The organism is Streptomyces sp. TG1A-8, from assembly GCF_030499535.1.
In the GTDB taxonomy this organism is placed as follows: Bacteria; Actinomycetota; Actinomycetes; order Streptomycetales; family Streptomycetaceae; genus Streptomyces.
The window spans coordinates 6,863,075-6,877,037 of the sequence record NZ_JASTLB010000001.1; the positions used below are offsets into that span (position 1 = coordinate 6,863,075).

The window sequence follows — 13,963 nt, forward strand, 5'->3', positions numbered from 1 at the left end:
CCCTGACCGCCACGGCCCGAGGAACCCTGGAGCACCCGACCCAGCGTCGCGTTGTGTCGTCCGTGTCTTGCGTGAGATCGGCTTTCACGTCGCTCCGCTTCAGATCTGGCTGTGCAGCATTCGCAGCAGGCGGTCGAGGACACGTCCTCCACTGGCGCGAAGCCCGTCGTGCTCGTACTCGTTGGTCGCCCACAGCCGTAGGCCCCTGATGGTCTCGGCGGTCTGCAGCGAGTAAGCGGCATCGACGTACATGTCGTCGAGGTAGACGGCGGCGGCCACGGGGACGTCGTTCGCGGCCAACCGCTGAGAATCGTAGAGGTCGGGCCAGTCCTCGCGGGCGAACAGCATCTCGGCGGGCCCGCGCAGGGGCGCGAGACAGGGTTGGTCGAAGTGGCACGGGTAGGTCATCTCGCCGGTGAACAGCATCGGGTCGTCCCCGGCCAACGCCGTGCGCGCGTCGAACTGGGGGAACTGGCCGCGCACGCGCTGAGCCGCCCAGTTCGTCGCGCCGGTGCCGCTCTGGGCATAGGTGAGTTCGTGCATGAGCGGGTTCAGCGGCAGTTGGGCGTAGCTGAGGAAAGCCGCGGCGCGGGCGAGGAAGCTGTCGGACAGCTCCGCTCCGGCCCAGGTGTCTTCGAGCAGGTAGTGCAGCACGTCCGCGCCGTCGCCCATGCCGAGCATCATCCCGAGCGACTGGAAGGCCTCGACGGTGAGCAAGGATCCGTCCGGCATTGGTGCCGGGCGCTCGATCAGGTGTGCGGCGATGCGGCGGACCGAGGCGGCGTCCTGCGGGTACCGGCGATAGTACGCGGTGTTCTTGCGGTGCACGCGCGGATAGGTGGCACGGTAGACCTCGTCGGCGGTGACGCGCAAACCGGGAAGACCGCCGGTGATTATTGCCTCGCGCAGGCCCTCGGGCGCGAACGAGAGGTATGTGACGGTGCACATGCCGCCGAAGCTCTGGCCGAGCACCGACCACGGTTCGTCGGTCAGTTCGCGCCTGATCAGTTCGGCGTCGCGGACAATGGCGTCGGCGCGGAAATGGGTGAGGTAGTCGGCCTGCGCGGCGGGCTCGCCACGGACCGGGAGCGTTTGGCGGGTGATCGGGCTGGAGCGGCCCGTGCCGCGCTGGTCGAGCAGTAGGACGCGGTAGTCGTCGAGTGCGCGGTCCAGCCAGGAGTCCCGGCCGACCGGCCGCGGCGACCGCATGCCGGGGCCGCCTTGCAAAAACAGCAGCCAGGGAAGCCGCTCGCGCTCGCGTCCGGTGGCCACGACCTCGCGAGCGTAGATCTCGATGTGCTCGCCATCCGGCCGATCATGGTCTAGGGGGACGGAGAAGAAATGATCGGTCAGCGTGACACCGGGCATGGAAGGCTCCTTTGCGGCAATGGAGTGATCTTGATACGGGTGCTGCTTCGGCGTGCGTTAAACACCGCCGCGACGTCAAGCGCGCCTCGGCTGTGCGAGGATGCTGATGGCGTTGGCCGCGATGATCGCCGCGATGCTCAACCAGGCGGCCACGTCGAGCTTCTGTCCCAGAACGAGCGCACCAACGGCTGCGGCGAGCACCGGGTTGACGCTCATGAACAATCCGAACGCCTCTGCGGGAACGCGGCGCAGCGTGAACAGGTCCGCGAGGAACGGCAGGGCGGAGGATAGCAATCCGGCCGCAACAGCTGCACCGAGCGCCCCGGCGGAAGGCGTGTGGTGTACCGCGACGCCGGCTCCGATGGGCAGGAAGACCAAGGCGGACAGCACCGCTGCGGCGGCCGTGCCCTGTGCCCCGGGGATGCGCTGCCCGATGGAACGATTGAGAAGGATGTAAGCGGCCCAACCGGCAGCGGCGAGCAAACCGAGCCCCATGCCGAGGTAATCGGCGGTAGGACGCGGGCGCATCAGTGCGACGACTCCCGCCACGGCGAGTACGGCGCAGCCCAGGTCCACGCGTCTGCGCGAGCCGGACAGCGCGATCGTGAGGGGGCCGAGGAACTCCAGGGTCACCGCCAGGCCGAGACCGATCCGGTCGATCGCGGTGTAGAGCGACAGGTTCGTCACACCGAAGTCGGCCGCGAGCAACAGCACCAGCCCCCACTGGCGCCGCGTGAAGGACCGAAGGCGGGGCCGACCGAGGATGAGCAGCACCGCCGCCGCGACGTACTGGCGGGCCGCGACGACGCCGACCGGGCCGAGCAGCGGGAAGGCCAGTGACCCGATCGCGGCGCCGAGCTGGGTCGAAAGGCCGCTGGCGAGCATCATGCAGACCCCGGCTATGGGCACGGCGCCCCGCTTCGTGGGCAGGACGGCGCGGTCTGTTGGGCGAGCGGGGGTTGCTTGCATGCATCGATCCTGCGCCGCGCCGGACCGTGCGCAAAATGCATGGAGCCCGCCCACTATACGATTCGGTTATGGATGTCGAGCTGCGTCAGTTGCGCTGCCTCACCGCGATCGTGGACGAGGGCACGTTCACCGACGCCGCGATCGCTCTGGGTGTCTCACAGCCTGCGGTCTCCCGCACACTTTCGGCGCTCGAGAAGCGTCTCGGCGTACGGCTGCTGCGACGTACGTCCCGCGAAATTTCGCCGACTGCGATCGGACTACGCGTCGTGGCGCACGCCCGGCGCGTGCTGACCGAGGTCGACAACCTGGTACAGGAAGCCACATCGGGCCACGTCGAACTGCGTATCGGCCACGCCTGGTCGGCACTCGGCCGACTCACACCCACCTTTCAACACCGGTGGCTGGAATCGCACCCGGAAACGCGACTGCACCTGCTTCGCAACAACTCCCCGAGCGCCGGCCTGGCCGAGGGCACCGCGGACCTTGCGGTCGTGCGCAGGCCGCTGGAGGACCGCCGCTTCGAGGGCGCCATCGTGGGTCTGGAAACACGCTGGTGCGCGATGGCCGCCTCCGACCCCCTGGCGCGGCGCCGCTCGGTGCGTCTGGCCGATCTCAGCAGCCGCGTCCTGCTCGTTGACCAGCGCACCGGGTCGACCACTGCGGAATTGTGGCCCGCGGACGCGCGCCCGGTGACACAGGAGAGCCGCGAGATCGACGACTGGCTCACGATCATCGCCACCGGCCGCTGCGTGGGGGTTACCGCGCAGTCCGTCGTTGACCAATATCCACGGCCCGGCATCGTCTACCTGCCGGTACGCGACGCCGAACCGATCGCCGTACGACTGGTCTGGTGGCGCGACGACCCCCACCCGGCCACCCGTACCGTACTCGAGCTTCTTACCGAGCTTTACCGCACATGACGGGACTGTAAGACGTTCGGGTCTGTTCCGTAGTCGTTGGTGACGGTGAGTGCTTGCCTGTGATCATTGAGCGTGCATGATGCGAACGCGCTCGTAGGAACGGTGTTTTCGGGGTTGTCGGCGTTGGTCATCGAGGATGTGGCGGACGGTGGCGAGATGGTCCGGGTTACGGCTCGGACCCGGGATGTTCCCGTTCCCTGTCCGGTGTGCGGGGTGGTGACGGGGAGGGTCCACGGGTATCACGGCCGGACGGTGCGGGATGTGCCGGTCGACGATCGGCAGGTCGTGGTCCGGGTGAGGATACGACGGCTGGTCTGTCCGGCCCTGCGCTGCAGGCGGCAGACCTTCCGAGAGCAGGTCCCCGGGCTTTTGGGGCGCCGTCAGCGCCGCACCACAGGTCTGACCAGCCAGCTCTTTGACCTGGTCAAGAAGTTGTGCGGCCGGGCGTCCGCCCGACTCGCCCGATCGCTGGCCGTGCCCGTGTCGTACGCCTCCGCCCTGCGGCTGCTGCGGCGGCTGCCTGTGCCGGCGGTGCGGATCCCGCGGGTGACCGGGGTCGACGACTTCGCCCTGCGGCGCCGGCACAGCTACGCCACGATCATCATCAACGCCGGGACCGGCCAGCGGATCGGGGTACTGCCCGGCCGTGAAGCCGCCACTCTGGAAGCCTGGCTGCGCGGACATTCGGGCATCGAGGCCGTGTGCAGGGACGGATCGGCCACCTACGCCGAGGCGGTCCGCCGAGCCCTGCCCGACGCGGTCCAGATCAGCGACCGCCGGCACCTGTGGCACAACCTCGCCGAGGCCGTCCGCAAAGAAGTCGCCGCGCACAGCACCTGCTGGGCGAAAGCGGGTCCACCCGCGGCCGGGGGAGACAGGCCGCCGCCACCCGCGAGCGCTGGCAGCAGGTCCATGCCCTGCGCGAGCGTGGAGTCGGACTTCTGGAGTGTGCACGGCGCCTCAACCTCGCCTTGAACACCGTCAAGCGCTACGACCGTGTCGCCGAGCCCGAGCGCCTCATCCGCGCCCCCAAGCACCGGCCCACCCTCGTGGATCCCTACCGCGATCATCTGCGCAAACGCCGACTGGAGAACCCGGCCGTCCTCCTCACCCATCTCCTCCGGGAGACCAGGGAGCTGGGCTACACCGGCAGCTCGAACCTGCTGGTCCGCTACATCAACCAGGGCCGTGTTGAGGCCGACCGGCCCGCCCTCTCGCCCCGGCGCCTGGCCCGCTACCGGCTCACCCGCCCCGACCGCCTCAAGGACCACCAGCGCGAACGTACCGAGGCCGCCCGCACTGCCTGCCACGGGATGACCGCTCTGGCCGACCCCATCCACCACTTCGCCGTGCTGCTGGATCCCGGCGACGGCAATGCCGCCCTGCTGAGCACCTGGACCACCTCGGCCCAGGCCGAGGACCTGCCCCACCTGCATGCCTTCACCCGGGGCCTCGAGAAGGACCACGCCGCAGCCGACGCCGCCCTCACCCTGCCGCACCACAACGGCGGCACCGAAGACGTGAACGACAAAACCAAGCTGATCAAGCGCCAGATGTACGGCCGCGCGAGCTTCCCCCTCCTCCGCCACCGCATCCTCCTGGGCCGACCACACCCTCCGTCACCACCGACTACGGAACAGACCCAGGCGTTCGGTGTAACTCCCGAGCATGGAAGATGCATCGACGACCAGTGAGAGCGTGTCCGGATCCGAGGATGTCGAGGAACCCGGAGATGCCGAGCCGGTAGTTGAGGGTGACCAGGACGACGCCGTCGCGGGCGAAGGCGGAACCGTCGTACCGCGTCGACCCGGCGACGAATCCGCCGCCGTGGACGAACACCATGACGGGCGGGTTGCTGTCACCGACAGCGGGCTGGAAGACGTTGACGGTGAGGTAGCCCTCGCCGCGGCTCCAGCCGGCGCCGAGGTAGGGGGCCATGTCGATGCTGCCGGGATTGCGCTCGGGCTGCGGAGCGCTGGGGCCGGGCGCGGTGGCATCCCGTACGCCGTCCCAGGGGTCGTGCGGCTGCGGCGGGGCGAACCGGCCGGCGCCCAGCGGAGGAGCGGCGTAGGGGATGTTCAGGAAGGTGGCGGTGCCCTCGTCCTGGCGGAGACCACGGACGGTTCCCTGTGCGGTGGGGACGACGGGTCGGGTTGGTTGCTCACAGCGATGCCTTTCCGTGGGTATCAGCCCTGCTCGGAGTAAGGGGCGAAGGGCGCCCAGCCCTTGATGTCGAACGTGTCGCCGTTACGCGTGATTTCGGCGGCGCCATGGCCACCCAGGTGCGCGGGGATCAGGAGCGCGTTGTTGTCGGCCGCCCAGCCCAGCACCTTGCGGCGGGTGGCGCGGGCGCCCGCGGGGTCCTCGCAGAAGCAGCTGTTGGCGTCCGGCTCGACGATCTGCACCGGGTTGTGCAGCATGTCACCGACGAACACCGCGCGGTCCGTCCCGGAGCTGAGGGTCAGCACGGAGGAGCCGGGGGTGTGCCCGGGGGCCGCGTCCAGGCGCAGGTTGGCGTCGATCCGGTGGCTGTTCCCCCACAGCAGCGTCTGGCCGGCCTCGTGCACCGGGGCCACGCTGTCCTCGAAGACGTTCTGGTTGCCGCGGCCGAGCACCGACTGGTGGCCGTTCGCCGGGTTCCAGAAGTCGAAGTCGTCCTTCGGCATCAGATACGTGGCGTTGGGGAACGTGGGAACCCACTGCCGCCCCTCCAGGTACGTGTTCCAGCCGACGTGGTCGACGTGGAGATGCGTGTTGATCACGATGTCCACGTCCTCGGGCTGGACGCCTGCCCGGGCGAGGTTGGCCAGGAAGTCCGTCTCCAGGTGGCTCCAGACCGGCGCGTACGGGCGCTCCTTGTGGTTACCCACACCGGTGTCGACGAGGATGGTCTTGCCCCCGCTGCGCAGCAGCCAGGTCTGGATCGCGGAATTCACGATGTTGGTCTCGGAGTCCAGGAAATGCGGGGCCAGCCAGTGGACTCCGTCCTTCCAGACTTCCTGCGAGCTTTCCGGGAAGAAGGCGTGGGGATCCATTCCGACGGGCCCGTAGTATTCCCAGACGCGGGTGATGGAGACGTTGCCGAGCATGATCTGTTCCATGGGGCTTCCCTGAGGATTCGGAGGCATTACCGGAACGGTAGGAGGGGCCCGGCGGGCGCGGTATCCGTCAGGTGACTGCACCTGCACGTACGGCTCTGAGCAGGGGCGTTTCCTCTTGTAGGCCCGGCGAAAGGCGAGGCGGCTGTCCGTTCCGAATTCTTTTCCCGGATACCTCGCGGACGAGCACATGACTATCTCGCCGCGTTCACGAGACGGCAGACGCATCCGTGTGCCCGCTTGTCGGCCGTGTCGAGTGCGGTGGCCGTCCCCGCCTTTCACGTCAGCGGCTTTGATGCCTGTCGATCAGCGAAATGCAACGGCGTGCGGTCACCCCGCGATGCGTTCTGGCGGGGTGTCAGCCGACTTGGGCACCTTCGCACTGGTCCTCAAGATCGGCGCAGCGCACCGCGGCAGCCGGGGCCGGCCCGTGCGGCGACGGGATATCGACGTTCTCGGACGGAACCATGGTGGTACGGCCGGGGCCCGAGACGAGCAGGTCCAAGGCTCGCACAAGCGCGGTCAGGGCGCACCGAGACGATCGACGTGCAGCAGGCGATACTTCGGCGACGGCCGGCTGCGGCTCACACGCCGCTCCTCCGAGAGCAGGGACAGTGCCCTGACGACTCCGGGGCGTGCCGTGTGCGAGGAGATTCCCGGTCGATGGCCGGTGGCGCGGATCAGGTGGGCCACGGTCTCGTGCGCACGGTCGGCCGTGGCGGTGAGGCGGGGGCGCACTCCGAGACACGGCCCGCCGGGAGGCGCTCGGCCGTGGCGGCCGGGATCCGTGCGTGGTACCCGCCGGCCTCAAGAAGTTCCAGCAGGTGGCGGACGTGGTGACGTCGGCCGCGCAGCGGACTGAGCGGATGGGTGAGAGTCAGACAGGCCTTGCGGAGGGACTCCAGCGCCTGGTTCGAGGTCGTGTGCCGCGCGCGCCCAGCTCGTCGGGGTTTCCGCGTCCCTGCTTCCTGACGCAATAGCCCGAAGGAGGCGGTCGGGTGCTGTCACGTTGGTTGACCGGGTGGGATGGTCTTCGGGTGGTCATGATGGAGGGGGTCCGCCCGTGGACGGTGCGCCGTCGGACAGGGGGCATCGGTACCCGGTCGAGGTGATCTCGCACTGCGTGTGGCTGTACGTCCGCTTCCCGCTCGGTTTCCGCGAGGCCGGGGAGCTGATGCTGGAGCGCGGCGTGATCGTCCCGTACGAGACCGTCCGGTGCTGGTGCCGGGAGTTCGCTCGGCAGTACGCCAACGGCCTGCGCCGCCGGCCGTCCCGGCCCGGTGGCAAGTGGCATCCGGACGAGGTCTTCATCAAGACCAACGGTGGGCGGAAATACCTGTGGCGGGCCGCCGGCCGGGACGGGATGGTGCTGGACATCCTGGTGCAGAGCCGCCGGGACACGGCTGCGGCCGAGCGCTTCTTGCGCACGCTGCCGACGAAGACGGGCGAGGTGGCGCGGGTGATCGTCACGGACAGGCCCCGCTCCTGCGGCGCGGCCCACCGAGAGGTCATGCCCTCCGCCGAGCGCCGTTGCCACAAGAGCCTGAACAGCCGGGCCGAGAACAGTCACCAGCCCACGCGGCAACGCGAACGGGCGGTGAAAGGCTTGTGCAGCGTGGGCGCCGCGCAGCGGTTCCTGTCCGCGTTCAGCGGCATCCCGCCCCGCTTCCGGCCCCGCCGCCACCTGATGACCGGCATCCAACAAAGGAGCAGACCGGGCGTCGTGCGTCCGGCAGGCGGCCACATCCGGGCGCTCGAAATCCTGCCGGCAGAAGAGGCGGCACTCGTAGGTGAGCTACCGGATTCGCCCGTTGAACGTTCGGACAGCCATCGGTCGGCTGTTGCTACTCGGCCGCAATGCAACGTCGGCAGATCGCCGATATCACCGGTCGCGCGTCGCTGACCAGCTCGTCGGCCCTTGTGTTCAGGCTCGGACGAGCCTCGGGCAACTCGAGCACCAGAAGCGCTAAAACTCTGGCAAAGGGGTCTGGGGCGACGGCCGGGCCTCATGCCATCGTGCCTGCCATGTCGACCGATCACCTCACACAGAACCGGCCCGCGGGCCGCACCCGTCACGCGGCGAGCAAGGTGCCGGAGGTGACCGTCTACTTCTGGATCATCAAGGTACTCACGACCGGCATGGGCGAGACGGCCTCCGACTGGCTCGCCCACCTGCTCGGCCCGATCCCCGCCGTCGGCCTCGGAGGTATCGCCCTGGTGGCCGCTCTAGCGGTGCAGTTCGCCGTCCGCCGGTACGTGGCCTGGATATACTGGACGGCGATCGTCATGGTCAGCGTGTTCGGCACGATGGCCGCCGACGTCCTGCACGTCGGCCTCGGTGTGCCGTACACGCTCTCGACCCCGGTCTTCATGGCCGCGCTGGCCGCCGTCTTCGCCCTCTGGTACCGCAGCGAACGCACCCTGTCCATCCACAGCATCCACACCCGGCGCCGCGAGACGTTCTACTGGGCCACCGTGCTGGCCACGTTCGCGCTGGGCACCGCCGCGGGCGACCTCACCGCCACGATCGGCCTCGGCTACCTGGGCTCCGCAGTCATGTACGCCGCCGCCATCGCCGTTCCGGCCGCCGCTCACCGGTGGGGGAACTTGAACGCGGTAGCCGCCTTCTGGGCCGCGTACGTCATCACCCGCCCGCTCGGCGCCTCCGTCGCAGACTGGATGGCCGTCGGCCGCGACAGGGGTGGACTCGACTTGGGGCTCGGACCGGTCACGCTGTCCTGGACGGTGGCCATCCTCGGCTTCGTCGGCTACCTGGCCGCCTCCCGCAAGGACGTCCAACGCGACATCGCACAGCGATGCGCCGGTAGCGCCTAGTTCTGGCCGGGAAGGTTCGCCGGGGCGGTGGTCGCTTCGTCGGTCTTGGAGCCAGCCGTGCACTCCCCTTTTGAGCGGCGGTAGCAGTCCCGAAGAAAATGGATCGCCTTGGGGACAGCGCTCACGTTGGCTGGGCAGCATGGCTGAACTGCGCACCGACCGCCTCGTGCTCCGTCGATGGCAAGACTCCGACCTTGAACCGTGGGCGGCGATGAATGCTGATCCCGAGGTTCGGGAGCACTTGGGCGGCCTGCTCACCCGTGAACAGAGCGATGCCTCCGTGGCGCAGTTCCAGGCCGAGTTCGACCAGCGAGGCTACGGATGGTGGGCGGTTCAATTGCAGGCCACGGGCGAGTTCATCGGCTTCGCGGGCTTGGACCAAGTGGACGATGGCACGCCGTTCACGGGGGTTGAGATCGGTTGGAGGCTCGCTCGCTCGGCCTGGGGCCAGGGTTACGCCACCGAGGCCGCCCTGGCTGGTCTGGCCTTCGGCTTCGAAACGCTTGAACTCCCCGAGATCCTTGCAGTGACGACTGCTGCAAACCTCCGTTCCCAAGCAGTGATGCGCCGGATCGGCATGACCCGCGATCCGGCTGATGATTTCGACGACCCCACCGCGCCCGAAGGGCCACTGCGTCCGAACGTGCTGTACCGAATCGCGCGTGGTGTGAGGATCTGACGCTCTCGGCTCGGTCGCTTGGTCAGGCTGCGGCGGTGAGCGGGCGTCCGCCCCAGCGGATGCCCTTCTCGCTGCGGATGCGGGCGCGTTCGCGACGCTGCGCCGTGAGTCGGATCACACGGCCGTGCACTTTCCGCGGGTAGGCGGCGGGTTTGCGGAGGGATCAGCGGGTGAAGGGCCGGCCGAGCTTGATCGGGCGGGTGGTGGCCGTCTGGACGACGAAGTCCTCGTCGTCAGGATCGAGCAGACGGGGACGGCCTCCCGCCCAGCGAGGGTCCAGGCAGGTCAGGCCGATCTCGTTGAACCGGTGGATCACGTCGCGGACGGTGTCCTCGTCGGCCTGGACCAGCCTCGCGATCACCGGGACCCGGTTTCCGCCAGCTGAGGCCAGCGGCATCATCGCGCGCCGGTAGTGCACCGAGCCGGTGCTGCCCCGGCGCACGATCTGCTGCAGCTTCTGCCTCTCCTGGTCGGTCAACCTGCGCACACGGACAGGCTCAGCCACCACACCCCCAACAGGAGGAGCGGGCTGACGATGCGTTCGAGGAGGGCGGGCGGGGCGCCGGCCACCAGAGGTGGTCCATCGGCGGTGACCGTCAAGTGGATTGGTAGGGCACGAGCGGGTTGACCTCGACGAGGACGGCGTCCTCACGAACCGGCACTTCCCACAGGCGTACGAGGACGTCGACGGTCTGCGGTGGCGGCCCGGCCGTCCCGGCGATCTCGGCGGCCCTCGCCGGGATGACGTCGCCGGCCGGGTCGATGTGGATAAGAACGACGGCTTCCGGCCGGTTGGCGGCGAGCCCGGCGCCGCCCGCCTTGTCGCGGCTCCCGGCCTTCACCTGGGCTTTCACCACGACACAGTCGCCCAGCCCACGAGGGATCTCGTGCGCTTCCTCGGACGAGTCGGCGGCCTCGGCTCCCGGCACCAAGGTGCCGTGTTCCTCGGAAAGTTCCCTTGCCTGACGTTCGGACAGGTCCATCTGGGCCCCCCTCTGCAAAGTCGTCTCGAGGCCGAACTCCGATGACCGAAAGTGCCGCACGCCCCCTGGACACCACCCACCGGATGCGGGATAACGAGCTTCATACAGTATTCGTCGACTGTATGCAATTTACCGTGAGAGTGTTCCAGCCCCCTACGAAGGGACAGGGCTTCGCCATGCCCGACAACACCCAGAACGTCATTTCCGGTGGTCATCTCGTTGCCAAAGCGCTGAAGGCCGAGGGGGTCGACCGCATCTACACGCTGTGCGGCGGCCACATCATCGACATCTACGACGGCTGCGTCGACGAGGGCATAGAAGTCGTCGACGTCCGCCACGAGCAGGTCGCCGCCCATGCCGCCGACGGCTACGCGCGCATCACCGGCAAGCCCGGCTGCGCGGTCGTCACCGCCGGCCCCGGCACCACCGACGCCGTCACCGGGGTCGCCAACGCCTTCCGAGCGGAGTCCCCGATGCTGCTGATCGGCGGCCAGGGGGCCCTCACCCAGCACAAGATGGGATCCCTGCAGGACCTGCCGCATGTCGACATGATGACCCCGATCACCAAGTTCGCGGCGACCGTGCCGGACACGGCCCGCGCGGCGGACATGGTGTCCATGGCGTTCCGCGAGTGCTACCACGGCGCGCCCGGCCCCTCCTTCCTGGAGATCCCCCGCGACGTCCTCGACGCCAAGATCCCGGCGGCCAACGCGCGCGTACCGAAGCCCGGCGCCTATCGCGCCTCCACCCGCTCGACCGGTGACCCCGGGGCCATCGAAAAGCTCGCCGACCTGCTGGTGCGCGCAGAGAAACCGGCCATCCTGCTGGGCAGCCAGGTGTGGACGACCCGGGGCACCGAGGCGGCCGTCGGGCTCGTCCGCGCCCTCAACATCCCCGCCTACATGAACGGTGCCGGCCGCGGCACCCTGCCGCCCGGCGACCCGCACCACTTCCAGCTGTCGCGCCGATACGCCTTCTCCAACGCCGACGTCGTCGTCATCGTCGGAACCCCGTTCGACTTCCGCATGGGCTACGGCAAGCGGCTCCCCCCGGGCACGACCGTCGTGCAGATCGACCTCGACTACCGGACCGTCGGCAAGAACCGCGACATCGACCTGGGGATCGTCGGCGACGCCGGCCTGGTACTGAAGTCGGTGACGGAGGCCGCCTCCGGGCGCATAAACGGCGGGGCGTCCCGGCGCAAGGAGTGGCTCGACGAACTGCGGGCCGCGGAGCAGACCGCCGTCGAGAAGCGGCTGCCCAGCCTGAGGTCCGACGCCTCACCGATCCACCCGTACCGACTGGTCAGCGAGATCAACGACTTCCTGACCGAGGACTCCATCTACATCGGCGACGGCGGCGACATCGTCACCTTTTCCGGGCAGGTCGTACAGCCCAAGTCGCCCGGGCACTGGATGGACCCTGGCCCGCTGGGCACCCTCGGCGTCGGCGTCCCCTTCGTTCTCGCGGCCAAGCAGGCACGGCCCGACAAGGAGGTGGTGGCCCTCTTCGGCGACGGCGCCTTCTCCCTCACCGGCTGGGACTTCGAGACCCTCGTCCGCTACGACCTCCCGTTCGTCGGCATCGTCGGCAACAACTCCTCCATGAACCAGATCCGCTACGGCCAGGCCGCCAAGTACGGCCAGGAACGCGAGCGGGTCGGCAACACCCTCGGCGACGTCCACTACGACAAGTTCGCCCAGATGCTGGGCGGTTACGGCGAGGAGGTCCGCGACCCCGCCGACATCGGCCCCGCGCTCCGACGCGCGCGCGAGTCGGGCAAACCGTCGCTGATCAACGTCTGGGTCGACCCGGACGCGTACGCCCCCGGAACCATGAACCAGACGATGTACAAGTGAGGTGGCTCCCATGACCGGCACGCCGACCAAGGCTCTCGAAGGCATCCGCGTCCTGGACATGACGCACGTCCAGTCCGGCCCCTCCGCGACCCAACTCCTCGCCTGGCTCGGCGCGGACGTCGTCAAGCTGGAGGCGCCGACCGGTGACATCACGCGCAAGCAGCTGCGCGACCTACCGGACGTCGACTCCCTCTACTTCACGATGCTCAACTGCAACAAGCGGAGCATCACCCTCAACACCAAGACCGAGCGCGGCAAGGAGATCCTCACCGAGCTGATCCGGCGCTCCGACGTCATGGTCGAGAACTTCGGGCCGGGCGCGATCGACCGTATGGGCTTCACCTGGAACCACATCCAGGAGATCAACCCGCGGATCGTCTACGCCTCCATCAAGGGGTTCGGGGACGGGCCGTACACCGACTTCAAGGCGTACGAGGTCGTCGCTCAGGCCATGGGCGGGGCGATGGCGACCACTGGTTTCGAGGACGGGCCGCCGCTGGCGACGGGGGCCCAGATCGGGGACTCAGGCACGGGCATCCACGCCGTGGCGGGGATCCTCGCGGCGCTGTACCAGCGGGAGAACACCGGACGCGGTCAGCGGGTCAACGTGGCCATGCAGCACGCCGTGCTCAACCTCTGCCGGGTGAAGCTGCGCGACCAGCAGCGCCTGGCACACGGCCCGCTCGCCGAATACCCCAACGACGACTTCGGCGACGAGGTTCCCAGGTCCGGAAACGCGTCCGGCGGCGGCCAGCCCGGCTGGGCGGTCAAGTGCGCGCCGGGCGGCCCCAACGACTACGTGTACGTCATCGTGCAGCCGGTCGGCTGGAAGCCGATCAGCGAGCTCATCGGCCGGCCCGAGCTGGCGGAGGACCCCGAGTGGGCCACTCCCGAGGCCCGCCTGCCCAAGCTCAACAAGATGTTCCAGCTGATCGAGGAGTGGTCCTCGGCCCTTCCCAAGTGGGAGGTGCTGGAGAGGCTCAACACCCACAACATCCCGTGCGGGCCGATCCTGTCCACGAAGGAGATCATCGAGGACCGGTCGCTGGTCGCCAACGAGATGGTCGTCACCGTGCCGCACCCCGAGCGCGGCGAGTTCGTGACCGTGGGCAGCCCGCTCAAGCTCTCCGACTCCCCCGTGGACGTGACCAGCTCACCCCTGCTGGGCGAGCACAACGAGGAAATCTACGTCGGCGAGCTCGGGCTCGACGACGAGGAACTGCGCCTGCTCAAGTCGAACGGAGTGATCTGA

General features: G+C 68.8%; 8 protein-coding genes and 5 pseudogenes. 7 read left to right on the forward strand and 6 right to left on the reverse strand.

All coding sequences use genetic code 11. The features are described 5' to 3' along the window. Positions 1 to 99: 99 nt before the first annotated feature. Together QQY24_RS30495 and QQY24_RS30500 are read right to left on the reverse strand one after the other, a co-directional pair. Entirely contained in the window at positions 100 to 1,368 is a 1,269-nt protein-coding gene (locus QQY24_RS30495) for an alpha/beta fold hydrolase (RefSeq protein WP_301975913.1), read from the reverse strand. A gap of 75 nt (positions 1,369 to 1,443) precedes the next feature. Next, positions 1,444 to 2,256 (reverse strand): DMT family transporter, encoded by an 813-nt coding sequence (locus tag QQY24_RS30500; protein ID WP_301975914.1) that lies wholly within the window; start codon positions 2,254 to 2,256, stop codon positions 1,444 to 1,446. 149 nt (positions 2,257 to 2,405) lie between these two features. Between QQY24_RS30500 and QQY24_RS30505 the strand changes: the two genes are divergently transcribed. Then, positions 2,406 to 3,257 (forward strand): LysR family transcriptional regulator, encoded by an 852-nt coding sequence (locus tag QQY24_RS30505; RefSeq protein WP_301975915.1) that lies wholly within the window; start codon positions 2,406 to 2,408, stop codon positions 3,255 to 3,257. 102 nt (positions 3,258 to 3,359) lie between these two features. Beyond that, positions 3,360 to 4,858: pseudogene (locus QQY24_RS30510) on the forward strand (ISL3 family transposase); the annotation flags it as partial. Between the two features lie 103 nt (positions 4,859 to 4,961). Here QQY24_RS30510 and QQY24_RS30515 read toward each other — a convergent pair. Then, a pseudogene (locus QQY24_RS30515) lies at positions 4,962 to 5,444 on the reverse strand (carboxylesterase family protein); the annotation flags it as partial. Then, on the reverse strand, positions 5,444 to 6,358 hold the full coding sequence (locus QQY24_RS30520) for an MBL fold metallo-hydrolase (protein WP_301975916.1): 915 nt from the start codon (positions 6,356 to 6,358) through the stop codon (positions 5,444 to 5,446). The gene QQY24_RS30520 and the pseudogene QQY24_RS30515, both read right to left, overlap by 1 nt. Before the next feature lie 1,060 nt (positions 6,359 to 7,418). Here QQY24_RS30520 and QQY24_RS30525 point away from each other — a divergent pair. The 3 genes and pseudogenes from QQY24_RS30525 to QQY24_RS30535 all read left to right on the forward strand — a co-directional run. Further along, a pseudogene (locus tag QQY24_RS30525) lies at positions 7,419 to 8,048 on the forward strand (IS6 family transposase); the annotation flags it as partial. Between the two features lie 332 nt (positions 8,049 to 8,380). Further along, positions 8,381 to 9,190 carry a hypothetical protein gene (locus QQY24_RS30530; RefSeq protein WP_301975917.1) on the forward strand — a complete coding sequence of 270 codons (810 nt, stop codon included), beginning with the start codon at positions 8,381 to 8,383 and terminating at the stop codon, positions 9,188 to 9,190. 139 nt (positions 9,191 to 9,329) lie between these two features. Continuing rightward, entirely contained in the window at positions 9,330 to 9,869 is a 540-nt protein-coding gene (locus QQY24_RS30535) for a GNAT family N-acetyltransferase (protein WP_301975918.1), read from the forward strand. Between the two features lie 166 nt (positions 9,870 to 10,035). Here the strand turns inward: QQY24_RS30535 and QQY24_RS30540 are convergent. Both QQY24_RS30540 and QQY24_RS30545 read right to left on the reverse strand, forming a co-directional pair. Beyond that, positions 10,036 to 10,374, reverse strand: a pseudogene (locus QQY24_RS30540) (transposase); the annotation flags it as partial. 109 nt (positions 10,375 to 10,483) lie between these two features. Next, positions 10,484 to 10,852, reverse strand: a pseudogene (locus QQY24_RS30545) (ATP-grasp domain-containing protein); the annotation flags it as partial. A gap of 176 nt (positions 10,853 to 11,028) precedes the next feature. Here QQY24_RS30545 and QQY24_RS30550 point away from each other — a divergent pair. Continuing rightward, the gene (locus QQY24_RS30550) at positions 11,029 to 12,711 is read left to right on the forward strand and encodes a thiamine pyrophosphate-binding protein (RefSeq protein WP_301975919.1); all 1,683 of its coding nucleotides are present in this window, start codon (positions 11,029 to 11,031) and stop codon (positions 12,709 to 12,711) included. Between the two features lie 10 nt (positions 12,712 to 12,721). Then, on the forward strand, positions 12,722 to 13,963 hold the full coding sequence (gene frc / locus QQY24_RS30555) for a formyl-CoA transferase (protein ID WP_301975920.1): 1,242 nt from the start codon (positions 12,722 to 12,724) through the stop codon (positions 13,961 to 13,963).

Excerpts from the sequence above, each read along its gene's own strand:
- QQY24_RS30520 (WP_301975916.1), bottom strand. The coding sequence starts at position 6,358 with ATGGAACAGATCATGCTCGGCAACGTCTCCATCACCCGCGTCTGGGAA.
- frc (WP_301975920.1), top strand. The coding sequence starts at position 12,722 with ATGACCGGCACGCCGACCAAGGCTCTCGAAGGCATCCGCGTCCTGGAC.
- QQY24_RS30530 (WP_301975917.1), top strand. The coding sequence starts at position 8,381 with ATGTCGACCGATCACCTCACACAGAACCGGCCCGCGGGCCGCACCCGT.
- QQY24_RS30535 (WP_301975918.1), top strand. The coding sequence starts at position 9,330 with ATGGCTGAACTGCGCACCGACCGCCTCGTGCTCCGTCGATGGCAAGAC.
- QQY24_RS30505 (WP_301975915.1), top strand. The coding sequence starts at position 2,406 with ATGGATGTCGAGCTGCGTCAGTTGCGCTGCCTCACCGCGATCGTGGAC.
- QQY24_RS30500 (WP_301975914.1), bottom strand. The coding sequence starts at position 2,256 with ATGATGCTCGCCAGCGGCCTTTCGACCCAGCTCGGCGCCGCGATCGGG.
- QQY24_RS30495 (WP_301975913.1), bottom strand. The coding sequence starts at position 1,368 with ATGCCCGGTGTCACGCTGACCGATCATTTCTTCTCCGTCCCCCTAGAC.
- QQY24_RS30550 (WP_301975919.1), top strand. The coding sequence starts at position 11,029 with ATGCCCGACAACACCCAGAACGTCATTTCCGGTGGTCATCTCGTTGCC.